General features: G+C 51.6%; 19 protein-coding genes. 6 read left to right on the forward strand and 13 right to left on the reverse strand.

Annotation, left to right across the window (positions count from 1 at the left end; all coding sequences use genetic code 11):
• Window positions 1-70 precede the first annotated feature (70 nt).
• From VI25_RS03520 to asnB, 11 genes are all read right to left on the reverse strand, one after another.
• Window positions 71-973: an NAD-dependent epimerase/dehydratase family protein gene (locus VI25_RS03520; RefSeq protein ID WP_045687118.1), complete on the reverse strand. Its 903-nt coding sequence runs from the start codon at window positions 971-973 to the stop codon at window positions 71-73.
• Window positions 970-2,043 (reverse strand): CDP-glucose 4,6-dehydratase, encoded by a 1,074-nt coding sequence (rfbG, locus tag VI25_RS03525; RefSeq protein ID WP_045687117.1) that lies wholly within the window; start codon window positions 2,041-2,043, stop codon window positions 970-972. The genes VI25_RS03520 and rfbG overlap by 4 nt, the downstream gene beginning before the upstream one ends.
• 2 nt (window positions 2,044-2,045) lie before the next feature.
• Window positions 2,046-2,816: a glucose-1-phosphate cytidylyltransferase gene (rfbF, locus tag VI25_RS03530; protein WP_045687116.1), complete on the reverse strand. Its 771-nt coding sequence runs from the start codon at window positions 2,814-2,816 to the stop codon at window positions 2,046-2,048.
• Between the two features lie 163 nt (window positions 2,817-2,979).
• Complete coding sequence (locus VI25_RS03535) at window positions 2,980-4,092, reverse strand: DegT/DnrJ/EryC1/StrS family aminotransferase (RefSeq protein WP_045687115.1); 1,113 nt, start codon at window positions 4,090-4,092, stop codon at window positions 2,980-2,982.
• Window positions 4,093-4,109: 17 nt separating this feature from the next.
• On the reverse strand, window positions 4,110-5,051 hold the full coding sequence (locus VI25_RS03540) for a glycosyltransferase family 2 protein (protein ID WP_045687114.1): 942 nt from the start codon (window positions 5,049-5,051) through the stop codon (window positions 4,110-4,112).
• Between the two features lie 72 nt (window positions 5,052-5,123).
• Entirely contained in the window at window positions 5,124-5,786 is a 663-nt protein-coding gene (locus tag VI25_RS03545; RefSeq protein WP_152981479.1) for a hypothetical protein, read from the reverse strand.
• Between the two features lie 269 nt (window positions 5,787-6,055).
• The gene (locus VI25_RS03550) at window positions 6,056-6,466 is read right to left on the reverse strand and encodes a sugar 3,4-ketoisomerase (RefSeq protein ID WP_045687112.1); all 411 of its coding nucleotides are present in this window, start codon (window positions 6,464-6,466) and stop codon (window positions 6,056-6,058) included.
• A 103-nt stretch (window positions 6,467-6,569) separates the two neighbouring features.
• Window positions 6,570-7,514, reverse strand: coding sequence for a UDP-glucuronic acid decarboxylase family protein (locus VI25_RS03555; protein WP_045687111.1), 945 nt, complete (start codon window positions 7,512-7,514; stop codon window positions 6,570-6,572).
• Window positions 7,515-7,598: 84 nt separating this feature from the next.
• Entirely contained in the window at window positions 7,599-8,936 is a 1,338-nt protein-coding gene (locus VI25_RS03560) for a UDP-glucose dehydrogenase family protein (protein WP_045687110.1), read from the reverse strand.
• Between the two features lie 55 nt (window positions 8,937-8,991).
• Window positions 8,992-9,723: a glycosyltransferase family 2 protein gene (locus tag VI25_RS03565; protein ID WP_045687109.1), complete on the reverse strand. Its 732-nt coding sequence runs from the start codon at window positions 9,721-9,723 to the stop codon at window positions 8,992-8,994.
• Between the two features lie 91 nt (window positions 9,724-9,814).
• The gene (gene asnB, locus VI25_RS03570; RefSeq protein WP_045687108.1) at window positions 9,815-11,722 is read right to left on the reverse strand and encodes an asparagine synthase (glutamine-hydrolyzing); all 1,908 of its coding nucleotides are present in this window, start codon (window positions 11,720-11,722) and stop codon (window positions 9,815-9,817) included.
• 122 nt (window positions 11,723-11,844) lie between these two features.
• On the opposite strand from asnB, the gene VI25_RS03575 reads away from it, so the two are divergent.
• Window positions 11,845-12,342, forward strand: coding sequence for an acyl-CoA-binding protein (locus VI25_RS03575; protein ID WP_052694920.1), 498 nt, complete (start codon window positions 11,845-11,847; stop codon window positions 12,340-12,342).
• A gap of 106 nt (window positions 12,343-12,448) precedes the next feature.
• On the opposite strand, the gene VI25_RS26405 is transcribed toward VI25_RS03575, so the two are convergent.
• A complete protein-coding gene (locus tag VI25_RS26405; protein ID WP_236704859.1) occupies window positions 12,449-13,078 on the reverse strand; it encodes an FAD-binding oxidoreductase in 630 nt (209 codons plus the stop codon).
• The gene (locus tag VI25_RS26410) at window positions 13,027-13,857 is read right to left on the reverse strand and encodes an FAD-binding oxidoreductase (RefSeq protein ID WP_236704860.1); all 831 of its coding nucleotides are present in this window, start codon (window positions 13,855-13,857) and stop codon (window positions 13,027-13,029) included. The genes VI25_RS26405 and VI25_RS26410 overlap by 52 nt, the downstream gene beginning before the upstream one ends.
• A 240-nt stretch (window positions 13,858-14,097) precedes the next feature.
• Here VI25_RS26410 and VI25_RS03585 point away from each other — a divergent pair, with 240 nt between their 5' ends.
• From VI25_RS03585 to VI25_RS03605, 5 genes are all read left to right on the forward strand, one after another.
• The gene (locus tag VI25_RS03585) at window positions 14,098-14,583 is read left to right on the forward strand and encodes a C40 family peptidase (protein WP_236704861.1); all 486 of its coding nucleotides are present in this window, start codon (window positions 14,098-14,100) and stop codon (window positions 14,581-14,583) included.
• 149 nt (window positions 14,584-14,732) lie between these two features.
• The gene (locus VI25_RS03590; protein WP_052694919.1) at window positions 14,733-17,978 is read left to right on the forward strand and encodes a TonB-dependent receptor; all 3,246 of its coding nucleotides are present in this window, start codon (window positions 14,733-14,735) and stop codon (window positions 17,976-17,978) included.
• 33 nt (window positions 17,979-18,011) lie between these two features.
• Window positions 18,012-18,809, forward strand: coding sequence for a DUF4397 domain-containing protein (locus tag VI25_RS03595; protein WP_045687106.1), 798 nt, complete (start codon window positions 18,012-18,014; stop codon window positions 18,807-18,809).
• Window positions 18,810-19,064: 255 nt separating this feature from the next.
• Window positions 19,065-19,364 carry a carboxypeptidase-like regulatory domain-containing protein gene (locus VI25_RS24995; RefSeq protein WP_082455384.1) on the forward strand — a complete coding sequence of 100 codons (300 nt, stop codon included), beginning with the start codon at window positions 19,065-19,067 and terminating at the stop codon, window positions 19,362-19,364.
• A gap of 32 nt (window positions 19,365-19,396) precedes the next feature.
• Window positions 19,397-22,630 (forward strand): TonB-dependent receptor plug domain-containing protein, encoded by a 3,234-nt coding sequence (locus tag VI25_RS03605; RefSeq protein WP_055562274.1) that lies wholly within the window; start codon window positions 19,397-19,399, stop codon window positions 22,628-22,630.
• Window positions 22,631-22,680 lie beyond the last annotated feature (50 nt).

The following is a 22,680-nucleotide window of genomic DNA, read 5'->3' on the forward strand; positions in this document are numbered from 1 at the left end:
TATTTCCTGTGAAACAATTTATCAGCAGGAACATGGTAGACTACCTTTCAATTAAATCTGGGCCATTTGCCTAGACCATATATTCTTTTATTCCTTCTTGAATACCTATAGAAGGTTTCCATTCAGGAATATGGGCAGCAATTTTTAATGGACTAATGGCTAAATATTTCATGCTCTCATCTCTTGTAGTAGCTGTTCCCAAAGAGGGCTCAGCATCACGATTAAAAAGAGAGAATATATGTTTTACCAGATCAGCTATTTGTATTGGGCCCTCATTAGCTAAGTTATAGATACCCGTCGGGTAATCATTGGCAGAAACTAATTTAACTACTGCGGCCACATCGTCGCAATGTAAATATTGTCGCATCTGCTTGCCTGCACTTAACCTCAGTGGCTTATCCTCTTTTAAAGAGTTTATGATATATGGGATCAAGCGATTCAGATTTTCTCTTCTACCATAGATAGTTGGCAGAATAAAATGAAACACACTGATACCAACAACTTTATTTGCTATAAATTTAGTTAGTAATCTTTTGGATGAGCAATAGTGGTTTGGCACTTCTAAAGCACTAGCTACAATTTCTTCCTCGTTGAAATCATATGCTAGTTCTGTATTTCCTATTTCAAAGTAGGACCCAAAGCTCACCCATTTACCAGCAAAATTATGATCGTTCAGATAGTTGATTATTTCTATAGCATAAAATGCATTTACACCATATATTAAAGAAGTATTTACAGCACCATTTGCCTGTACTCCGGTTGCTGCGCAATAAATTACTAAATCACACGCAAGCAGAATAGAAAGGTCTATTAGTGTTTCAGGGTATCTAAACTCAATAAAAAGTTTATTCGCCTCCGCACTATTCTGCTTGCCACTTCCGAAAAGAAGAAGTGAGTTCTCTTCGTTTTTAGAGAACTCATCTATGATATAAGAAGCCAAAAAAGAATTTGACCCTATTACAGCAATCTTCATAGTTCCGAATACTGCCGTATTGTTTCCGTGGTATAGCTTGACATCTCCGATTTATCGGAACAGAAAGCTTTATACCAATTGATTGTTTCCGTAATAGCCTTGTGAGACGTGTATTTTGGTAACCAACGCAACTCACTAATTGCCTTACTTATATCAAGCTTAAGCAAACCAGCTTCATGAGGCTGATTAATCAAGTTAGGAGAAACATGACTGCCACTACCCCAAATAGAAATGGCTGCTTCGACTACTTCCCCTACTGTTTTATTGTCTTCTGCCTGCGGTCCAAAATTCCATGCCCCACCGTAACGGATAGGTTCAGTTGCTAGCTTGGCGCCGAGGAGCAGATATCCGCCCAAGGGCTCAAGAACATGTTGCCAAGGCCGCACAGCTTTCGGGTTCCGAACAGTAACAGGCACGTCGTTTCGCAGAGCCCGCACTATATCCGGAATAATACGGTCCTTGGCCCAGTCGCCGCCGCCAATCACATTGCCCGCGCGCCCAACGGCAATACCTTTCCGGTGCTGCTCGTATGCGGCCGGGTTAAAGAAGGATTGCACATAGGAGTTGATGACCAGCTCTGCGCAGGCCTTGCTGGCGCTGTACGGATCATAGCCACCTAGCCGGTCGGTTTCACGGTAGGGATATACCCACTCTTTGTTCTCGTATACCTTATCGGTGGTGATAAGAACGATGGTGCAGGGCTTCTCTAGCTGGCGCACCGCATCCAGTACGTAGGCCGTACCAATTGCATTAATGGCAAAGGTATCGGCGGGTATCTCGTAAGAAAGGCGCACGAGCGGCTGGGCCGCCAAGTGAAATATAAAGTCGGGCTGGAACGCCACAATTTCCGCTTCCAGCTTTTCCCGGTCGCGCAAATCGGCAATGACTGATTCGCACAGCGTGTCGCCCTGAATCAGGTTGTACAGGTCTTCCTCTTGCTCGGGAGCCAGGGCATAGCCCTTTACTTGAGCACCCAGCATGTGTAGCCACTGTAATAGCCAAGCGCCTTTGAAGCCGGTGTGCCCGGTCAGGAACACTTTTTTACCCTGGTAAACTGCTTTCAGGTCCATACTTACCACGTTTTCCACTTCGCCACTCCGTTCCGCAAGTCGTTTTCCAGCTCTACTTTGTCGCGTAGGGTATCCATGGGCTTCCAGAAGCCGTGGTGCTTGTAGGCCTGCATCTGACCGGCGGCGGCAATACGCTCCAGCGGCTCCCGCTCCCAAATGGTTGCGTCGTCTTCGATGTAATCTATTACGGCTGGCTCGCACACGAAGAATCCGCCGTTAATCCAGGCACCGTCGCCCTTAGGCTTTTCCGTAAAGGAAGTCACGGCATCTTGCTCACCAAAGTTGAGTGCTCCGAAACGGCCGCTGGGCTGCACTGCCGTAACCGTGCACAGCTTGCCACTTTGCTGGTGCTGCTCCAACGACTCACGAATATTCACATCCGCAACTCCGTCGCCGTAGGTTAGAAAGAAGGTTTCGTTGCCGATGTGCTGCTTTACCCGCTTGATGCGCCCACCCGTCATGGTTTCCATGCCGGTATCTACGAGGGTAATATTCCAGGGCTCGGCGAAGCTGTCGTGCACCTGCAAGGAGTTCTCCTTCAGATTTATGGTTACGTCTGACTTGTGCAGGAAGTAGTTGGCAAAGTATTCCTTGATAACGTAGCCTTTATAACCGAGGCAGATAACGAAGTCATTGAAGCCATGTGCCGAATAGATTTTCATAATATGCCAGAGAATGGGCATATCACCAATTTCTACCATTGGTTTGGGCTTGAGCACCGTTTCTTCGGAAAGACGAGTACCTAGGCCACCAGCAAGAATCACAACTTTCACAGGAGCATGAATAAAGTTTACCTATCAACCACACCTTGTCAGAGGAGCAGCATTATTCCAATCTACCTTGCAAAGCTAGCTATTATCAGCTTATCAGTTACACAATAAGCCCACAGACAGTAAGCCCACACCTGCCAACGCCCGCTACGGGCGGCAGCTCACCTTAGCGCGCAGCAGCAAAAAAACGCCTGATACACGCACACACGAAAACAACCTGTTCCAACGTCAGACCCGGCCACAGCGGAAGGCTTGCGCTAGTACGGGCTAGCTCTTCGGCAATTGGAAATTGCCCTGCCTGAAATTCCAGGTGTTTGTAAGCAGGCTGTAGGTGGGCCGGAATAGGATAATGAATGAGCGTACCGATTCCGTGTTGCGTTAAGTACTGCTGCAACTCGTCGCGGTACCGGGTACGAATCACGTACACATGATACACGTGCGTACAGGCAGTGGCCGTTTGTGGCAATACAATTTCTGGAATGCCGGATAGGTGCTGGGTATACCACGCTGCAAGCTGCTGCCGCTGTTGGGTCCAGTGGTTTAAGTAGGGTAGCTTAACCCCTAGAATAGCGGCCTGCAACTCGTCGAGGCGGGAGTTGTACCCCACCACTTCATTCCGATACTTCTGCTGGGAGCCGTAGTTTCGCAAGGTTCTGATTTGCGCCGCCAGGAATGCATCATCCGTTGTTACGGCCCCGGCATCCCCCAGGGCACCCAGGTTTTTGCCGGGGTAAAAGCTTACTGCGTTTACCTGCCCAAAGCTACCCGTAAGCCTGCCCTGGCAACTTGCCCCTTGAGCCTGGGCATTGTCCTCCACTACACATAAGTTGTAGCGTTGGGCAATCTGCATGATGGCGTCCATCTGGCAAGCCTGCCCGTACAAGTGCACTGGCAGTATAGCCTTCGTTCGGGCCGTAATGGCTTCTTCTAGCCGGTCTGGGTCTAGGTTATAGGTATCAATACGCGGCTCAACGGGCACGATGGTAGCCCCTACGTACGACACCGCCAGCCAGGTGGCGATGTACGTATTGCTGGGAACTAGCACCTCATCACCAGGCCCCACATTTAAGGCCCGCAAGCATAGGTGGAGCGCATCCAGCCCGTTGGCTACCCCCACGCAATGGCCTACTTGGTTGAAGGCGGCATAGTTTTGTTCAAACCGTCTTACCTCCTCCCCTAGTACATACCAATGGCTGTCGTAGACTCGGGCCATAGCCGCTACTACTTCTTCCCGAATAGGGTCGTGCTGACCGGCAAACGAGAGAAACGGAATTTGCATGAACGTCCCTGCTTGATTTATGAGTTGGAAGGCTCGCGTACTTCCTTTACTACGTATAATGGCCGATTGCGCGCGGCATCCAAACTACGCCACACGTACTCTCCAATGATACCAAGGGCCATCATCTGAAAGGCGGACACGAACAGCAGAACGACCATGAGCATGGTCCAGCCGGCGGGCTCCTGCACACCACTTAGGCGCAGCAATACCAAATAGCAACCGTAGAGCAGGGCAATAACTCCCAGGCTAATTCCCACGGCCGAAATGGCTCGAATGGGAAAAAACGAGAAGGACAGAAAAGAATCCAGGAACAGCTTAACCTTCTTGGAGAGCGTCCAGCGGGAGCGGCCTATCTCCCGGCGGCTGCGCACATAGGGAATGTTGACATAAGCATGACCCAGCCACGTCATTAAGTAGAAGACATTGCTGTTGCGCTCCTGCAACTGCACAATCTGCTCGCGTATCTGCCGGTCGAAGAACACGTAGTCGAACCCGCCGCGGGGAATGTTTCGCAAGGCAAAGCGGCGCATCAAGCCGTGAAATACCCGTGCCAGCAGCTTCGTAATGGCATCTTCCTGGCGGTCCTGCCTATTGCCAATAACGAGTTTAATCCCCCGCTGCCAGTACTGATACATGGCTACCATTAGCTCAGGAGGGTCTTGCATATCGGCGGTGATAATGACGTTGCAGTCGCCGGTAGCATGAGCCATACCTGCCACAATAGCGTTGTAAGAACCTACGTTGCCCGCTAGTTCTACTATCCGCACCTTACCCGGCTGGCGCTCTTGAAAGGCGCGCAAGGCGGCTACTGTCCCATCCCCGGAGCCATCATCTACCAGCACATACTCGAAGGTGACTTCCGATGGAAAGCGGGCTTCATTGAGCAGCAGGGCTTCAGTAGTAACCGGAATATTGGCTTCGTTGAAATAACAGGGAATGATAATGGACAGCTTGGGCATGCGCACAAGGTAGTGGATGACGGCTGGTGCAGCACACGCACCTTGCCTGAAAATGGCGCGAAATAAAAGGTTTTACCCACCTGAGGTGGCCCAACGGATGGTATGCGTAACGGTCCCTAATCGGAACCCCAATTGCTCGGCATTGTGCACGGCGGCCCGGTTAGTAGCCTGTGTTGTCATCAGCATTACGCTGGCATGGTTGTCTTTCGCACGGTACAGCGCCTCACTCAGTAGCTTCCGATGCCACCCTTTATTAGCGGGTCCTACCGCCGCTAACACGGCTCGAGCTACGTCCAGCCCTGAAGTGTTGGAAGAGGCGAAGTAACTCATGGCCAGAAAGCTATCTAGCACCACGTCGGGGCCATTTGGTACTAGTACTTCATTGCAATAGCCGGCAACTGCTGCGGCCGCGTATTCGGCTAAAAAGGTGTCGGCTTGCTGCTTCGTAAAAAAGGGATCTGCATGAAATCGATCGTAGGGGTTGGCATTGTTGCGCGAAACCTCCCCGATTGTAGACTGCTCCGCACGTGTAGCAGCACGTACTGGGTAGCGCGCCTCAGATAAAGTATCTAACGCATCGTGCACGTAGTGCAGTCGGGTTTCTAATAGTTGCCAAGCGGCCTCATTCAACCCTTGCAGGACCCGAATATCCTCAACGGGCACTTCCATTACAGCGTACCGTATGCCTTGCGCCTCCAGCTCACGTACAAACCGTCTTACACTTTCTACGGACAAGGCAGGAGTAGCAAACAGGATGGCACGCACCCTAACCGTAGGAACCCCTGCTATCTGGCTATCCCACCGAAGTATTTGGTATAGAAAGCTGGTAGCAGTAGCTGAATCATCCCACTGCCGCTCATCAACTGCCGCTCCAAAGTGTAGGAGACGCTGTTCTTCTTGCTCTCCAGCCGTAGGGCTAGGTAGCGACTTACGATAAATGAAATGATACGGGGAGTAGAAAGGCAGCACCGCCCTGCGAGCTGCTACAGCTGTTGCTAGCGAGTTCATAGCCGCTTAAACTCCGCGTATTCACGAATGTAGTCCGCTTCCTCATAGAGCGTGGAGGCCAACACGAGTTGCACCGCATTGTGCGAATACTGCATCGTGTGCCAGCAATAGGGCGGAATGTACACGCCTACGTTAGGCTTTTCCAGTACAAACGTCTGTAGCTCCTGATTTGGCATTTCCGTGAGTACTACAATACGACCAGCTACGGCTACTAGCACTTGCTCTGTACGGTAATGCGCATGGCGGCCACGCACAATACTTTCCGGCGTAAAGTATGTCCAGTAGCTGCGCTGCGTGGTAAATGGAATGCTAGCGCCTGCTTCTGCTACGGCTATGTACCCAGTTCCTGATTCTCCCGTGGTTGGGAAGGTAATCAAATGGGGTTTCAGGGCAGGATCAGGCGGCATAGTAAGTAAGGCAACAGAACAAGTAGCCCACGAAGTAAAAGAAAAATCCTTGCCCGTATGATAACAGGCAAGGATTCTCCATCACTCAGAACATGTGCGGCTTTTACTTCACGTGCTCCTTAAAGTACTCCAGGGTACGACGTAGACCTTCTGCGCGGTCAACTTTCGGCTCCCAGCCAAGGATTTCTTTCGCCTTGGTGATATCTGGACGACGCTTCATGGGGTCGTTTTCGGGTAGCGGACGATAGTCGGGCTTGAACTCTACGCCGGTTAGACGAGCAATTTCTTCACCGAACTCCTTGATCGTGATTTCGGAAGGGTTACCGATGTTCACGGGCAGGTGGTAATCGCTCAGCAACAGGCGGTAGATACCGTCTACGAGGTCGTCCACGTAGCAGAAAGAACGCGTCTGCATGCCATCACCGAACACCGTCAGGTTCTCGCCGCGCAGCGCCTGCGACAGGAACGCTGGCAGTACGCGGCCGTCATCGAGGCGCATACGAGGGCCGTAGGTATTGAAGATGCGGATGATGCGGGTTTCCAAACCGTGGTGGTTATGGTAGGCCATGGTAATAGCCTCCTGGAAACGCTTGGCTTCATCGTAGCAGCCGCGCGGACCTACAGGGTTTACGTTACCGAAGTACTCCTCTACTTGGGGGTGAATTTCGGGGTCGCCGTATACCTCTGAAGTGCTGGCAATCAGCATACGAGCACCTTTCACGCGCGCCAGACCCAACAGGTTGTGCGTACCGAGTGAGCCTACCTTCAGTGTCTGGATTGGAATTTTGAGGTAGTCGATTGGAGAAGCTGGCGAGGCGAAGTGCAGGATATAATCCAGCTTGCCGGGCACAAACACAAACTTCGATACATCGTGGTGATGAAACTCGAAGTCCTCCTTACCGAACAAGTGCTCGATGTTCTTCAGATCACCCGTAACCAGGTTATCCATGGCGATGACGTGGTAACCCTCCGCCAGGAACCGGTCGCAGAGGTGAGAGCCTAGAAAGCCCGCACCGCCGGTAATTAAGACGCGTTTTTTGTCAGACATAGTGTAAAACGTTGAATCTCTTGAATGGAGGAGCTACTCTTGGTAGAGCAGCTCCTTTTCGGCTATTAGCGTAGTAACCGAGAACTATGCTGGCTCGTGGTGAGCCGTCCGGATACCAATGCAGTGGTAAGCAAAACCGGCTTCTTTCATTTCGGCTGGGTCGTAGATGTTACGACCGTCGAAAATAACTTTCTGCTTCAGCAAGCGGCCTACTACATCGAAGGAAGGTGAGCGGAACTCAGGCCACTCGGTTACAACTAGCAGAGCGTCGGCATCTACCAATGCATCGAACTGGTCTTTCGCATAGGTGATGCTATCACCAAGGGAGTGCTTTGCCTCGGGCATTGCCACTGGGTCGTAAGCCGATACGGTGCAACCTTCAGCCAACAGTTTTTCAATGATAACCAACGAAGGAGCTTCGCGCATATCATCTGTCTTGGGCTTGAACGACAGACCCCAGATTGCCATCTTCTTACCTTTGAGGTCGTTGCCGAAGTGTTTTTTCACTTTGCTGAACAGCACCTCTTTCTGGGCCTCATTTACTCCTTCTACCGCCTGCAGTACCTGCATCTGGTAGCCGTTCTCAGAAGCCGTTTTGATGAGGGCCTTCACGTCCTTAGGGAAGCAAGAGCCGCCGTAACCGATACCAGGATAGATGAACTTAGTGCCGATACGAGCATCGGAGCCAATGCCTTTACGCACCATGTTTACATCAGCACCCATGATTTCGCACAGGTTGGCAATGTCATTCATGAACGAAATCTTGGTAGCCAGCATAGAGTTGGCTGCGTACTTCGTCATCTCGGCCGAAGGAATGTCCATGAAGATGATGGGGTGGCCATTGAGCAGGAATGGCTTGTAGAGGCGGCTCATTACCTCTTCAGCACGCTCCGAAGAGATGCCTACCACAATACGGTCAGGCTTGAGGAAGTCATCGATGGCAGCACCCTCTTTCAGGAACTCGGGGTTAGAAGCAACATCAAATTCGATGTCGGCGCTGCGCTTAGCCAAAGCGTCCGCAATTTCCTTGTGCACCTTAGCAGCAGTACCAACGGGAACCGTGCTTTTCGTAACAATAACACAATAGTTATTGATGTTTTCGCCGATGCTACGCGCCACCGCCAGCACGTACTTCAGGTCAGCAGACCCATCTTCGCCGGGAGGCGTGCCCACTGCAATGAATGCAACATCGCAGCCCTGAATGGCTTCCGCAATGTTGGTAGAAAAGTGCAGACGGTTGGCAGCCACGTTGCGTGATACCATTTCCTCCAAGCCCGGCTCATAAATGGGTAGGATGCCCTTGTGGAGGTTGTCAATTTTCTTCTGGTCGATGTCGATGCAAGTGACATCAATGCCTACCTCGGCAAAGCAAGTGCCTGTTACAAGGCCCACGTACCCGGTACCTACTACTGCAATTTTCATATGGAGAGAAAGAGTATGGTGTTACTGATGAAAAGGTGTTTCAAATACCCTGCGGTTAAGTGAAAAGGCCATATTTAATGATGCAGTAAATAGCCCTGAAGCCGTCGCGCCAGCCAATTTTTTTGCCTTCTGCGTATGTGCGGCCGTAGTAGCTAATTCCTACCTCATAAATACGAACATTAGGAATACGCGCGATTTTAAGGGTTACTTCGGGTTCAAAGCCAAAGCGCTTTTCCTCTAAATGCAACCCCTGTACTAAATCCCGACGAAAAAGTTTGTAGCACGTTTCCATATCCGTCAGGTTAAGATTGGAAAAGGCATTTGACAGCATTGTCAGCCAGTGGTTACCGATGCTGTGCCAAAAGAACAGGATTCTGTGGGGTTTTCCACCCATAAAGCGCGAACCATACACGACATCGGCCATGCCACGGAGTACTGGACGCAATAGGACGTTGTATTCTTCCGGATCATATTCAAGGTCAGCATCCTGGATGACAATATAGTCACCAGTTGCTTCTCGAATACCAGTGTGTAGTGCTGCGCCTTTTCCTTGATTTACAGTATGTTTCCGATATTGAATAGGAAGATCCGGGTTTGCAGCCATATAGTGCTGCACCGCTTCTTCCGTGTTATCCTGTGAGCAGTCGTTTACAATAATGACTTCCTTTTCAATATCTGCTAAAAGCTTTACTGCCTTCACCTGATTTAAAATCAAGTGAATAGTAGCACCCTCGTTATAGGCTGGAATAACGATAGAAAGCTTACGCGGCGGGCCTATAGAGCTCATCAAACGGATATGGAAGTTGGAATCGGCCGGCAAGTTATTTCAATACAGGAAAGAATCTACTATGCCTTTGCCATGATGAACACGGCTGAGCTTAGGCCATCATCCATTTTTTCCACCACCATTGAAAGACAATCAGTGCCCAGATGCGAGCGTGTACATCGCCAGGACTACGCGAAAAAAGCTGGGTTTTCAGCGCCTGAATAGCCGCTACATCAAATACCCCTTGGGCTTCAACAAAAGCATCAGAAAGCAAATCATCCTCAATCAAGGGGCGTAGCTCGCCACGGAACCACTTCAACAGCGGAACTTCAAATCCGTGCTTCGGACGTTTATACAGTTCTTCGGGCAGCATTGGCCGGAAGGCATCCTGCACGATTTTCTTTTTCATGTTCGCGTCGATTTTGCTTTCGACGGGCAGTGAAAAGGCGAAGCGTACCACGTTAGGATCGAGGAAAGGGGGGCGTACCTCCAGGGAGTTAGCCATGCTCATCAGGTCTACCTTCGTGAGCATGTCATAAGGCAGCACCAATTTGGTATCCGTGAGCAACACCTCGTTCAGGTCGCCATCGGCGTGCAAATCTTCCAGAATGTCTTTACGACGCTTGTCGGCCAGCTTTTTACTTACTTTGCGGCGAGCAGCCGGGCTCAACAAAGTTCGCGCATCCTTTTCCGAAGCGAAAGAAGCCCAATCCCAATACCGGTCTTTGGGGCCGCTAAGCATGCCGCGAGAGAAGCGCTGAAACTGCCGGACTTTGTTGCCGAAGAAGGAGTTGCGCGACTTGGGCAGCACATCCCAAAGTAAGTTCAGGCCAGTTACTGCTTCAGCCTTGAAACCGCCTTGCCGCACCTGGAACTCGCCCATGTGCTTATTGTAGCCCCCAAATAGTTCGTCAGCACCATCGCCAGACAGCGCAACGGTTACTTTCTCGCGCGTGCGCTTGCTGAGGATGTATACAGCCAACGCGGAGGAATCGGCAAACGGCTCGTCGATATAGTTCAGGACATCAAAGATGTGGTCGTAGAGGTCCTGATTCGTAAGCGAAAAAACGGTATGGTTAGTTTTGTAGCGGTCTGCAACCAGCTTAGCATACTTCGTTTCGTCGAAGAAAGGCTCGTCGCGGTAACCAATGCTGAACGTATTCAGATGCTGGGTATGGCGCGAAGCCAAAGCAACAATAACGCTAGAGTCGATACCGCCACTGAGAAAAGCACCCAGGGGTACGTCGGCTACCAAACGGCGGGCTGTAGCGTCGTCGAGCAAATCAACGAGCTTCTTCTGCTGCTCCTCGTAGCTGAGCTTGTTCTTATCAACCTTTTTGGGATCGTACGGAATTTTATACCAGCGTTTACGCACCACTTTCTTGCCTTTCATGTACAAGTAGTGGCCGGGCAACAGCTTCTTTACTCCCCGAAAAATAGTGGCTGGACCTGGAATGTAGTTGAGCTGCAAGTAGTGGCTCAACGACACATAATCTAATTTGCGCGGAATCCCGAGGGCCAGCAGCGACTTCATTTCAGAAGCAAACATCAACTTGTCCTCGTCGCGGTAGATGAGTAAGGGCTTTTCTCCCATCCGGTCGCGGGCCAAGAACATAGAATCTTCTTCTTTGTCATAAATGGCAAAGTCAAAGAACCCGTTCAGCTTCTTAAGAAAGTTGCGTCCTTCCGAAATATATAGCTGTAGTACTACCTCCGTATCCGTTTGGGAGTGGAAGCGGTGACCTTTGCTGATCAACTTTTGGCGCAACTCCTTGAAGTTGAAAATCTCGCCGTTGAATACAATAGTATAGCGTCCCGATTCATCCGTCATGGGCTGGTTGCCATCGGCGGTGAGGTCGAGGATGGCCAAACGACGAAAGCCTAACCCGCACCGATCATAGACGAAATGGCCCTGCGAATCGGGCCCCCGGCTGGAGATGGCGTCAGTTGAGGCTCGTAAGGAGGCCAGCGAGCTACGGCCCGCTTCAGTAAAGGCGAATATTCCAGTAATTCCACACATAGGGCGGGCAAAAGTACGAACTATCAGGACTTGAGTTCTGAAAAACTCCGGCCGCGGCTCGCAACCAAAGCCGTGCCACGTTAGTACACCCAGTAAAATTTCCCTTCTAGCCCGCCACCTCTATGAATTTGCAAGACCAGCTTAGCCTGCAACGAGAGTTTGAAGCCGCTGTATCGCGCGTGGACGCACTGCCCGGCGACAAAGCTGCTGCCCATATGACCGAATTGTACGGCCTCTATAAACAAGCCACTGAGGGTGACCATGATACTAGTGGTGACGAAGTAGGCGATGATACCCCTGATAACCCAAGCGGCCCCCAAGGGATGTCGCAGGCACAATGGGATTCGTGGAGCCGTTTCAAAGGTGTTAGCGAAGACGACGCCAAACGTCAATACGTCCAGAAAGTGGCTGAAATAGCCGGGCCGGTTGGTGAGAAAACCACCATTATAACTGGCAACGGCCAGCCAGCAACCGGCTCCCAACTGTCGGGGGATGGTAACACTACTACCTCTCAGCAACCCGATAGCGCTCCAGGTATTTCACAGGGCGGCCTACAGGGCGATATTACTGCCGGTGCCCCTTACGGCGGCGAAGACAAACTAAAAGGCGAACAGCAGTAGTCTGCCAGTTCTCTTGCTAAACAAAAAAGCCTCGTATTCAACGAGGCTTTTTTGTTTGCCGTAAGCAGGTAGCGGTTTTACACCATTTACCTAGTCGGTATTCTGACTAGAAGATCTTACCAGGATTCATGATACCGCGGGGGTCAAATACCTGTTTGATTCCACGCATCAAGTTGAGTTGCGGCTCTCCCAGTGCAATGCCGATGTACGGCTTCTGCACCAAGCCAATTCCATGCTCACCGGAAATAGTACCACCGAGGCGTACGCAAAGGCGGAACAGCTCCTTGATGGGTTCTTGCAGACCATGGTTCCACATTTCGTCATCCAAATCACCCCGGATGATGTTGACGTGCAGGTTTCCGTCGCCAGCGTGCCCGTAACACACGGAGTTGAATCCGTAGCGTTGTCCTATCTCCTTTACTCCCTGCAACAGAGTAGCCAATTCGGCGCGAGGCACTACCGTATCCTCTTCTTTATACACCGAATTGTAGCGCACTGCATTACCAATGTTGCGACGGATACGCCACAAGTCGTCTTTTTGCCCAGCTGTATCGGCTAGCAGAATCTCATCTACGTCGTAGTTCTCCAACACTCCATACACAGCTTCGGCCTCCTTATAAAGCTGGTCGAGGTCTTGGCCGTCGAGCTCGATTAGCAAGTGGGCCCGGATATCTTCGGGTAAGCTTAGCGGAATGTTAAGGTAGCGCGACGACCACTCAATGGCTTCCCGCTCCATAAATTCCAGCCCGGAGGCACAATACCAGCCCGGAAAATAGCAGATACGGCAGCGGCAGCCTCCGTCTCGTTGCGGAAAGGAGCTAGCAGCAGTAAGTTTTGCTGCGGGTAAGGCAGGAGCTTAAAGACAATGCGAGTTATGATACCCAATGTACCCTCCGAGCCGACCATGAGCTGGGTAAGGTTATAACCCGTGGCATTTTTGAGCGTGTTCGCCCCGGTCCAGATAATATCGCCGGTAGGCAGCACTACCTGCATATTAAGCACGTAGTCTTTCGTTACGCCGTATTTCACCGCTTTGGGGCCACCGCTGCTCTCACTCAAGTTGCCCCCTAAAAAGCAGCTTCCTTTGCTGGCTGGGTCTGGAGGGTAGAATAGCCCGACTTCCTTAACAGCATTTTGAAATACTTCCGTTACTACGCCCGGCTCCACAGTTGCCTGCAGATTGCGCTCATCTATTTCAATGATTTTGTTGAGGCGCTCAGTGCTGAGCACTACCCCATGATGGATGGGTAGCGCTCCCCCCGATAAGCCGGTACCCGCACCGCGAGGCGTAACGGGAATATGATGTTCGTAGCAGAGGCGAACAATCTGACTTACCTCCTCGGCGTTAGCGGGGCGCACAACCACGTCGGGAGCGAAGTGGAAGTCCTCGGTATGGTCGCGACCATAGTCAGTGTACACATCGGCTTCAACGGTTTGCGCGGTTAGCACATGAGCCGGCCCCACAATGGCCTCAAAAGCGGTGACGAGAGTGGGGGTCAAAACTTGATATTCCATATATAGAGGAGCGAAATGAGCACTTCACGTATCTTTGCCCCGATGCGGGAACACGACGTTACGAAGGTACGGCATTCAGGGCAGTGGCGCTGCTGGTTGTCGATGCTGTTACTACTGTGTGTAGGCTGGCTAGCTTCATGCAGTGGCACCAAGAAAGTAAACTATCGGAATGGCCGGTACCACTCGGCCCGGGATATGGCTCGTATCAAGGCAGCTGAGCGGCGCCGGGGCGGCGCACCCGTGAGCAAATCCAAAACCAAAGTGGCTACTCCTACTGGCAAAAGCAAGGTAACGGTCAAACGCCCGGCAGTACGCCACCCCTTTCCAGCCAATGTTCCGCGCAATGTGGTTTCCGTGATTGAAACGGCACGGTCATACGAAGGAACGCCCTACAGGTTTGGTGGCACTAACCGGCTAGGCATGGACTGTTCTGGGCTACTCTTCATGTCATTTGCAGCTATCAACGTTACTATTCCCCGTTCTAGCAACGAGCAGGCGGCATGGGGCGACCCAGTAAAACCGCAGAATTTACGGCCGGGCGATTTAGTATTTTTCGGTGCTTCACCTGGTAGCAATACCATAACGCATGTGGGTTTAATAACGGAAGCGTCCAACGAGAGTGTACAGTTTATCCACTCTTCCAGTTCTTTAGGTGTAGTAGAAAATGCGTTGGAGTCTGATTATTATCTAAGCAGATTCATTAAGGCAGTAAGACCAAGATTGTGAAATTCCCTCTTACCTTTGCGCCGAAAAGACCTCAAAGGCAAAGTTTCTCTAGTAACACTGAAGTAATGTGATGCGGTTGTCAACACGGCAGTTTTGCGCCGCTTTTTAAACTTTCAAGAGCACCTTTTTTCATCAACCTTACTCATTCTATGAGACAAAACCTTTACGCCCATGTGGCCTTGCTGCCTTTGGCAATTTTGTCGGCGCATGTAAGCTGGGCACAGGGTACTACTACCTCGGCCATGAACGGTGTTATCACCGACAAGGACGGGGCCGGGCTACCGGGTGCTACGGTTATTGTAGTGCACACGCCCACGAACACGCAATACGTAGCGCCGACCAACTCGGAAGGTCGCTTCAACATCCAGAACATGCGCGTAGGTGGTCCGTACACGGTCCGCGTAACGTTCATTGGGTATCAGGATGCGGTACGGGAGAACATCTTCCTTACTCTGGGTCAGAACCAAAAGCTCGACATCAACCTTAGCAACGCTACGCAACAGCTGACGGAGGTAGTAGTACGTGGCCGCCAAGACCCAACGCTAAACTCGGAGCGCAACGGTGCTGCTACCAACGTGCAGCGCGAGCAAATTGAGCGTTTGCCTACCATCAACCGCTCGTTCAACGACTTTACGCGTCTGACTCCCCAAGCCAATGGCAACTCACTGGGAGGCCGTAACAGCCGCTTCAACAACATTCAAATTGACGGTGCCTCGAACAACGACTTGTTCGGCCTAGGTAGCACCGGTACTCCTGGTGGACAGGCAGGAGCCAACCCAATTTCGCTGGACGCTATCCAGGAATTCCAGGTTGTAATTTCTCCCTACGACGTACGGCAGGGCCGCTTCAGCGGTGGTGGCGTAAACGCTATTACCCGCTCGGGTACCAACGACTTCTCGGGGTCCGTTTTTGCCTTCGGTCGTAACCAGAACACGGCTGGTAAGAGCCCCACGCCAAACGCGGCGGGCGAGCGTACCAAGCTCGACAAGTTCAACGACTACCAGGCTGGTTTCCGCCTGGGTGGTCCGATCATTAAGGACAAGCTGTTCTTCTTTGTAAACGGCGAAATTACCCGCCGTACGGCTCCTTTGCTGTTCCAAACGGGTAGCAGCGCTGAAATCAGTGGCAACACGGGCGCATCGAACCTGGTGCGTTTTGTTAGCACGGAAGACCTGCAGCGTATTTCCAACAAGCTAGCTGAGTATGGCTACGATGCTGGTGCATTTGGTGAAATCAACGCCGAAACCCGTTCTAACAAGGCGTTTGCTCGTTTGGACTGGAACATCAACCAGAACCACCAGCTTACGCTGCGCCACAACTTCGTAGACGCTTCGGACGATAACATCAGCCGCAGCCTGACCAACTTCCGTTTCGGCAACAACGCGTACCAGTTCCTAAGCAAAACCAACGCGACAGTTCTCGAACTGAAAAGCCGCTTTGGTAACCGCTATGCCAACAACCTGTTGGTAGGTTACTCCACCATCCGCGACAGCCGTACGCCAGTAGGAGAGCTATTCCCCTCAATTGAGATTACTTCCAACAACGGGACAATATTTGCTGGCTCGGAATTCAGCTCAGTAGCGAACCGCCTTGACCAGGATATCCTGGAAATCAACGACAACTTCAACATCTTCGCGGGTAAGCACGTCCTGACCTTCGGTACGAATAACGAAATCTTCCGTTTCGATAACTTGTTTGTACAGAGCACCCAGGGCCGTTATAACTTCCCAAGCATTGATGCTTTCGAGGCTAATACAGTTACTGGCACCGGCTTCCGCTACCGTCAAAACTTTGCTCTACCTGGTGGTAAGCCTACGGCAAAATTTGGTGCGGCTCAGTTCGGCCTGTACGCTCAGGATGAATACAACGTGACGGACAACTTCCGCTTCACTACCGGCCTGCGCGTAGACCTGCCCGTGTACTTCGACAAGCCTTCGTACAATCCCCGCGTAGACTCTACGTTCGCCATGGCTACAGCTACTGGCGACGCTTACGATGTGAAGACCGACCGACTGCCTAAGTCACGTCTGCAATTCTCGCCTCGTATCGGTTTCAACTGGGATGTGCGTAAGAATCAAACCTTCCAGGTACGTGGTGGTGTAGGTATCTTCACGGGCCGCCCCGCCTACGTGTGGATTTCCAACCAGTACGGCAACACGGGTGTCGATTTCGCTACCTACGATACGAACAACAGCACTGTCCGTCCTGCAGCCGGTCTAGGCTTAGGTAGCAACTACGCTACGGTTCGCGACCAGGTTAGCAGCACGCCCGCAACGGCTGCAAAAGGCAGCATTGCTGTTACAGCCAAAGACTTCCGTAACCCACAGCTCATCCGTACGAACTTTGCTGTAGACTACCGTCTGCCCCTCGGCATTGTAGCCACGGTTGAAGGTATCTACTCTAAGACGCTCAACGACGTGCTGCCAGTAGATATCAACTTGGTAAACCCCACCGGTGTATTGCAAGGTGATGGTCGTCCGGTGTACCCAAGCGGCACTGCCCGCTACCGCAACAGCCGCGACTTCAACAACGTGATTATGCTGACTAACACCAGCAAAGGCTACCAGTATAGCATCACGGGTGAACTGAAGAAGCAGTTGAACCAGAACTTCTTCGCTACTTCGGCCTATACCTACGGCCAGTCGCGTGACGTGTACTCGGGCACTAGCTCTACGGCTGTTTCGATCTGGGAATTCAACCCCCACGTTTCTGGTCCTAACAACCTGCCTCTCTCCTACTCGAGCTTTGACCTACGTCACCGCGTACTAGGTTCGTTCTCGTACCGCAAGGAGTACGCGAACCACTTTGCCACGACTATCTCTGCCTTCTATAACGGCCAGTCGGGCTCGCCCTTCTCGTACAGCTACTACGGAGCTGACATCAACAATGACGGCGGTAGCTTCACCAGCAACTCAAACGACCTGATTTACATCCCCCGCAGCCAAAACGAGATTGTGTTGGTAACGGATGGCGTTTCGGATACCCGTACGGTTGACCAGATCTGGAACCAGCTGAATACGTTCATCGAGAACGATGAGTACCTGAGCAAGCACCGTGGTGAGTACGCCGCCCGTAACGGTGCCCGTACCCCTTGGCAGCACCGCATCGACGTACGTTTGCTACAGGACTTCTACACCAAGGTGGGTGACAAAACCCACACCATTCAGTTGTCAGTTGACGTAACCAACTTCGGCAACCTATTGAACAAGGATTGGGGCCGCGACTACTCCGTATCGAACGGCAACTATGGTCTGCTGCGTTACCAGGGCTTGGAGAATGGCACTACTGGCCGTCCTACCTTCAGCTACGCTAGCACCACACCTACGGTAGCCTACCAAATTAGCCAGTTGAGCTCTCGTTGGCAGGCACAATTTGGTGTTCGTTACCTGTTCTAATCAGTCAGTAGGTTTAGCTAAACGCCTTCATTCATGAAATTCTCTTTTGCTTCGTTTTTCACCAAACTAACGCTGGCTACTTCGGTAGCTAGCGCCTTGGTTGGTTGTGATGACCCAGATTACGCTACGCCGAGCCCAGTTACCACTTCTACAGTAGGTCAGGCGCAGGTAACAGTAGTAAATGCTTCTCCCGGTGCTACGGGTACTACTGTAACGGTTGACAACGCTGCCTTCGGTACTGCATTACCGTATCTCTCGGCTACCAACGCTACCGCCGTAAACGCTGGCCTGCGTCTATTCGAGTTTAGCGAGCCAACTAACATCAAAACTGCTAGCGGTACGACGATTGTGCCCGCAAGCCGCACTTCTTTTTCAGGTGGCACAAACTACCTTACTTTCATCACCGATGCTCCCACGCGTGCGGCAGCAGGAACTGATGTAGGTGGCATTCGGACGCTGACGCTGACGACTTCGCTTGCAGCACCAGCTAATGCAGACAATGCCCGGATCCGATTCGTCAATCTATCGTCTTCTGGCACCTACGGCATCTTTAACTCTATAACGCAGGCTTCGCTGTTCTCGGCAGCTCCTACTCGGGCCTACCGTGGTCTGACTACGGGTACCGGTGCTTCGCTAGTCACGTTTGCGAATTTCACGGAGGTTCCGGCTGCTACCTACACACTGGATGTGCGTAGTGCTGTCACCACGCCCCTAGTTGGCACACAGCAGGTTATTACATTTGCAAAAGGCAAGAGCTACACACTTTATGTGCGCGGCATTGCCGGTAACAACGCTACACCTCTAGGCATCTCAGTGGTGCAGCACAACTAGGGCAACTTTAATTGGATTGCTGAAAGGCCGGAGAAATTTCTCCGGCCTTTTTTTATGCCTTTTCCAATCTATCTTGCTAACAATCAATAGCTAAACACCATATTTTTTTCACTATAATTCTCTTTGGTGGATCATTCTGATGACGGTATTTATCGAATCCACTTCTAACTTAGTTTTAATAACATTTTAATAACACACCAACAGCAACCTCACCAAGTACTTTTGCCCCCGGTTTTTCACCAATCCCCCTTTTTCATGAGACACCACAATTACTCACATGTAGCACTCCTGCCCTTGGCGCTATTGTCGGCGCACCTTAGTTGGGGTCAGGGTACCACTACATCGGCCATGAACGGTATCATTACCGACAAGGACGGGGCCGGGCTACCGGGTGCTACGGTTATTGCTGTGCACACACCTACGAACACGCAATACGTAGCGCCGACCAACTCGGAAGGTCGCTTCAACATCCAGAACATGCGCGTAGGTGGTCCGTACACCATTCGTGTAACCTTCATTGGATATACGGATGCCTACGGGATAATATCTTCCTGACGCTAGGCCAAAATCAGCGCTTAGATATTAATTTGAGTGAGGCCACCCAGCAGCTGAATGAAGTAGTAGTAACGGGCCGTCAAGACCCAGTTATTAACGCAGGTCGGACGGGGGCAGCAACGACCATTCAGCGTGAGCAAATTGAGCGTCTTCCAACTCTAAACCGCTCATTTACGGACTTCACGCGTCTTACACCCCAAGCCGGCCCTACCAATAGCTTTGGTGGCCGTAGCGGCTCGTTCAACAACGTTACCATTGACGGTGCAGTATTCAACAACGCTTTCGGCTTGTCGGGTACGGTTGGTGGACAGACCAATGCCCAGCCTATTTCGGTTGACGCTATTGAGCAAATCCAGGTAAACTTGGCGCCATATGATGTGCGCCAAGGCTCATTCACGGGGGCCGGCATCAACGCCGTAACTCGTTCGGGTTCCAATAAAGTAACTGGCTCACTTTACTTCTTTAACCGTAACCAGCGAAAGTTATTCCTTGGTCGGAAAGTGGGCGACCAGGAAGTTCCAATTACGGACTTCCGCCTGCAAAACTACGGCTTCCGCGTAGGTGGCCCAATCATTAAGGACAAGGTCTTCTTCTTTCTAAACGGGGAGCGGGAGCGTCGGACTGACCCGCCTGCTGGTAACTTCGTAGCTAGCCGTGGTGACCGGCCAGCTAATAGCACGAGTGTTTCGCAAGCAAGCGAGCCCATTCTCAATACCCTGAGTGATTTCCTACAGAGCCAGTATAATTACAGCACCGGACCCTACCAGGGCTACAGTCAGCGCCAGAATAGCGACAAGCTCACGGCGAAGATTGACTGGAACATTAGTGCCAATCACCGCTTCAATATCAAGTATAACTACCTAAAGTCGTACGCTGATATTCCCCCAAGCGGTAGCGGAGCTATTAACACAACTCTTGGTCGTTCGGGTAACCAATTTGGCCTGCCGTATCAGTCCGCTTACTATACTATCAATAACAACCTGAACTCCATCATTGCTGAATTGAACAGCACGTTCGGGACTCGGTATTCCAACAACTTAACGGCCGGCTACACCGCTTTCCGTGACTACCGCACCCCTTTCTCCTCGCTGTTTCCCTTCGTAGAGATTGGCAATGGTGTGGGCTTGCAAGGCCAAACTGGAACCCAGGCTCCTAACGCAACTCTTACGTCGTTTGGTTACGAGCCCTTCACGGCTGGCAACCTCCTGAATACAGATGTTTATCAGATCGGCGACAACTTCACCGCCTTCCTGGGTAAGCATAACGTAACGGTGGGCACTTATAATGAGTACTACCGCTTCAAAAACGGTTTTGCCCCCAACTACAACAGCTTTTACCGTTTCAACTCTCTCGAGGACTTCTACAGCAACGTTGGGTACAGCTACGACCGTGCTGGTCAAACGCTGACGCCATTAGCTGCTAATGCGGCCCGATCAAACCCTTCGCAGTTCGGTATTCAATACGGAGCCAATGCGAATAACGAGTTTCCCTACGCACGCATTCAAGCTGCTCAGCTAGGTGTGTATGTACAGGATGAATATACGCCTGTTACTAATCTGCGCATCACCGCAGGTCTGCGCGCCGACTTACCCATCATCACGTCAGATGTAGCGCAGAACTACGCTGTATCGGGTGGTACAGACCCAGCAACTGGCACTACGTACCCAGGGCTGACCTTCCGCGACGGCGAGACTATCAATACCGGTCGTTTGCCAAAGCGCCAGGTTCTGTTCTCGCCCCGCATCGGCTTCAACTGGGATGTGAAAAACGATAAAACTACGCAGGTGCGTGGTGGTACCGGCATTTTCACCGGCCGTGTTCCGTTCGTGTGGATTTCTAACCAGGCCAGCAACAACGGTGTACTGTTTGGCTCTCAGTCTATTACCAACTTTACTGGTGCTAACGCAGCCTACAACCGGTTTAATCCGAACACGACGTACTACGTTCCTGGCTCAGGAGGTCCAGTGGCGGGCCCAGCAGCGGCTAACGTAGCTTACAACCTCGCGGTAACAGACCGGGATTTTAAATTCCCACAAGTGTGGCGTACGAACCTGGCCATCGACCAGCAATTGCCCGGTGGCATTGTTGGTACCCTGGAAGCTTTTTATACCCGCGACCTGAACGCCGTATACCTACAGAATATCAACCTACCAGGCTCTGAGTCGGCTCCTTTTAGAACCGCTAATGGCCCTGACAACCGCCCAATCTTCTATACGCCCGGCACCCTGTATCAGGGATACTACGCCGCCAGCGTACCTAGCGGAACGCCGGCTTCGTTGATTGCCAATAACCGTATTTACGGCTCTGTTCCGGCCAACCAGGGGGGTAACACAGTAGCTCGCCCGAACATTTCGGATGCTATTGTCCTGCGCAATACCAACAAGGGCTACTCTTACGCCGTTACGGGCCAGTTGCAGAAGTCTTTCAGCAATGGCTTCTACTCTAGCGTGGCGTACACTTACACGGACGCTCGCTCAGTAAACGATGGCGGCTCAATTGCCCAGTCACAGTGGCGTGACCGTCAAGTGTCTGGTGACCCTAACGCGAACGTGCTGGGTTACTCCCAGTTCTTCCAGCGTCACCGCATCGTAGCAGTGGCTTCTTACCGCCGTGAGTACCTCGGCCACCTAGGCACCACGCTCTCGCTATTCTACACTGGAGCCCCTGCCGGGCGCTTCAGCTATGTGTACAACGGCGATATGAACGGCGATGGTCAGACGTCTAACGACCTGATGTACATCCCCCGTGACCAGAACGACATTCTCTTACGTGACGTCACGCTGACGGCAGCGCAGGGTGGTGGTGTGTATTCGGCTGCTCAGCAGTGGAACGACCTCAATGCTTATATCAACCAAGACAAGTATTTGAGCGACCACCGCGGTGAATATGCTGAACGCAACGGCGCTGAATTTCCGTGGCTGCACCAAGTTGATGCTAAACTGCTCCAGGACATATTTATCAATGATAAAAACCGTCATACTCTGCAGCTGAGCTTTGACATCTTCAACGTGGGCAACCTACTGAACAGTGATTGGGGTACGCTACGGGCTACCAACCGCAACAACCCAGTAAGCTTCGTTGGTTACAGCACAAATAACCAACCAGTATTCCAGTTCCCTTATCAGACGAACCCATCAGCTACCACGGTTAACGGTACTACTACAGTTACCCCCGGCGTTCCGCAGGCAAGGACGTTCCGTGACAACGTGACGACCATCAGCTCGCGCTGGCAAGCGCAGGTTGGCGTTCGGTATATCTTTAACTAAGCCAACCGTTTATGTTTTTAAAAGTGGGTTAGCGCTAGCGCTAACCCACT

The organism is Hymenobacter sp. AT01-02 (assembly GCF_000961955.2).
Lineage (GTDB): Bacteria > Bacteroidota > Bacteroidia > Cytophagales > Hymenobacteraceae > Hymenobacter > Hymenobacter mucosus.

Coding starts and splice junctions, on each gene's coding strand:
- rfbG (WP_045687117.1), bottom strand. CDS start 2,043: ATGGACCTGAAAGCAGTTTACCAGGGTAAAAAAGTGTTCCTGACCGGG.
- VI25_RS03520 (WP_045687118.1), bottom strand. CDS start 973: ATGAAGATTGCTGTAATAGGGTCAAATTCTTTTTTGGCTTCTTATATC.
- VI25_RS03575 (WP_052694920.1), top strand. CDS start 11,845: ATGAATTTGCAAGACCAGCTTAGCCTGCAACGAGAGTTTGAAGCCGCT.
- VI25_RS03550 (WP_045687112.1), bottom strand. CDS start 6,466: ATGCCGCCTGATCCTGCCCTGAAACCCCATTTGATTACCTTCCCAACC.
- VI25_RS03565 (WP_045687109.1), bottom strand. CDS start 9,723: ATGAGCTCTATAGGCCCGCCGCGTAAGCTTTCTATCGTTATTCCAGCC.
- VI25_RS03595 (WP_045687106.1), top strand. CDS start 18,012: ATGAAATTCTCTTTTGCTTCGTTTTTCACCAAACTAACGCTGGCTACT.
- asnB (WP_045687108.1), bottom strand. CDS start 11,722: ATGTGTGGAATTACTGGAATATTCGCCTTTACTGAAGCGGGCCGTAGC.
- VI25_RS03535 (WP_045687115.1), bottom strand. CDS start 4,092: ATGCAAATTCCGTTTCTCTCGTTTGCCGGTCAGCACGACCCTATTCGG.
- VI25_RS03555 (WP_045687111.1), bottom strand. CDS start 7,514: ATGTCTGACAAAAAACGCGTCTTAATTACCGGCGGTGCGGGCTTTCTA.
- VI25_RS03590 (WP_052694919.1), top strand. CDS start 14,733: ATGAGACAAAACCTTTACGCCCATGTGGCCTTGCTGCCTTTGGCAATT.
- VI25_RS26405 (WP_236704859.1), bottom strand. CDS start 13,078: ATGGAGCGGGAAGCCATTGAGTGGTCGTCGCGCTACCTTAACATTCCG.
- VI25_RS24995 (WP_082455384.1), top strand. CDS start 19,065: ATGAGACACCACAATTACTCACATGTAGCACTCCTGCCCTTGGCGCTA.
- VI25_RS03540 (WP_045687114.1), bottom strand. CDS start 5,051: ATGCCCAAGCTGTCCATTATCATTCCCTGTTATTTCAACGAAGCCAAT.
- VI25_RS26410 (WP_236704860.1), bottom strand. CDS start 13,857: ATGGAATATCAAGTTTTGACCCCCACTCTCGTCACCGCTTTTGAGGCC.
- VI25_RS03560 (WP_045687110.1), bottom strand. CDS start 8,936: ATGAAAATTGCAGTAGTAGGTACCGGGTACGTGGGCCTTGTAACAGGC.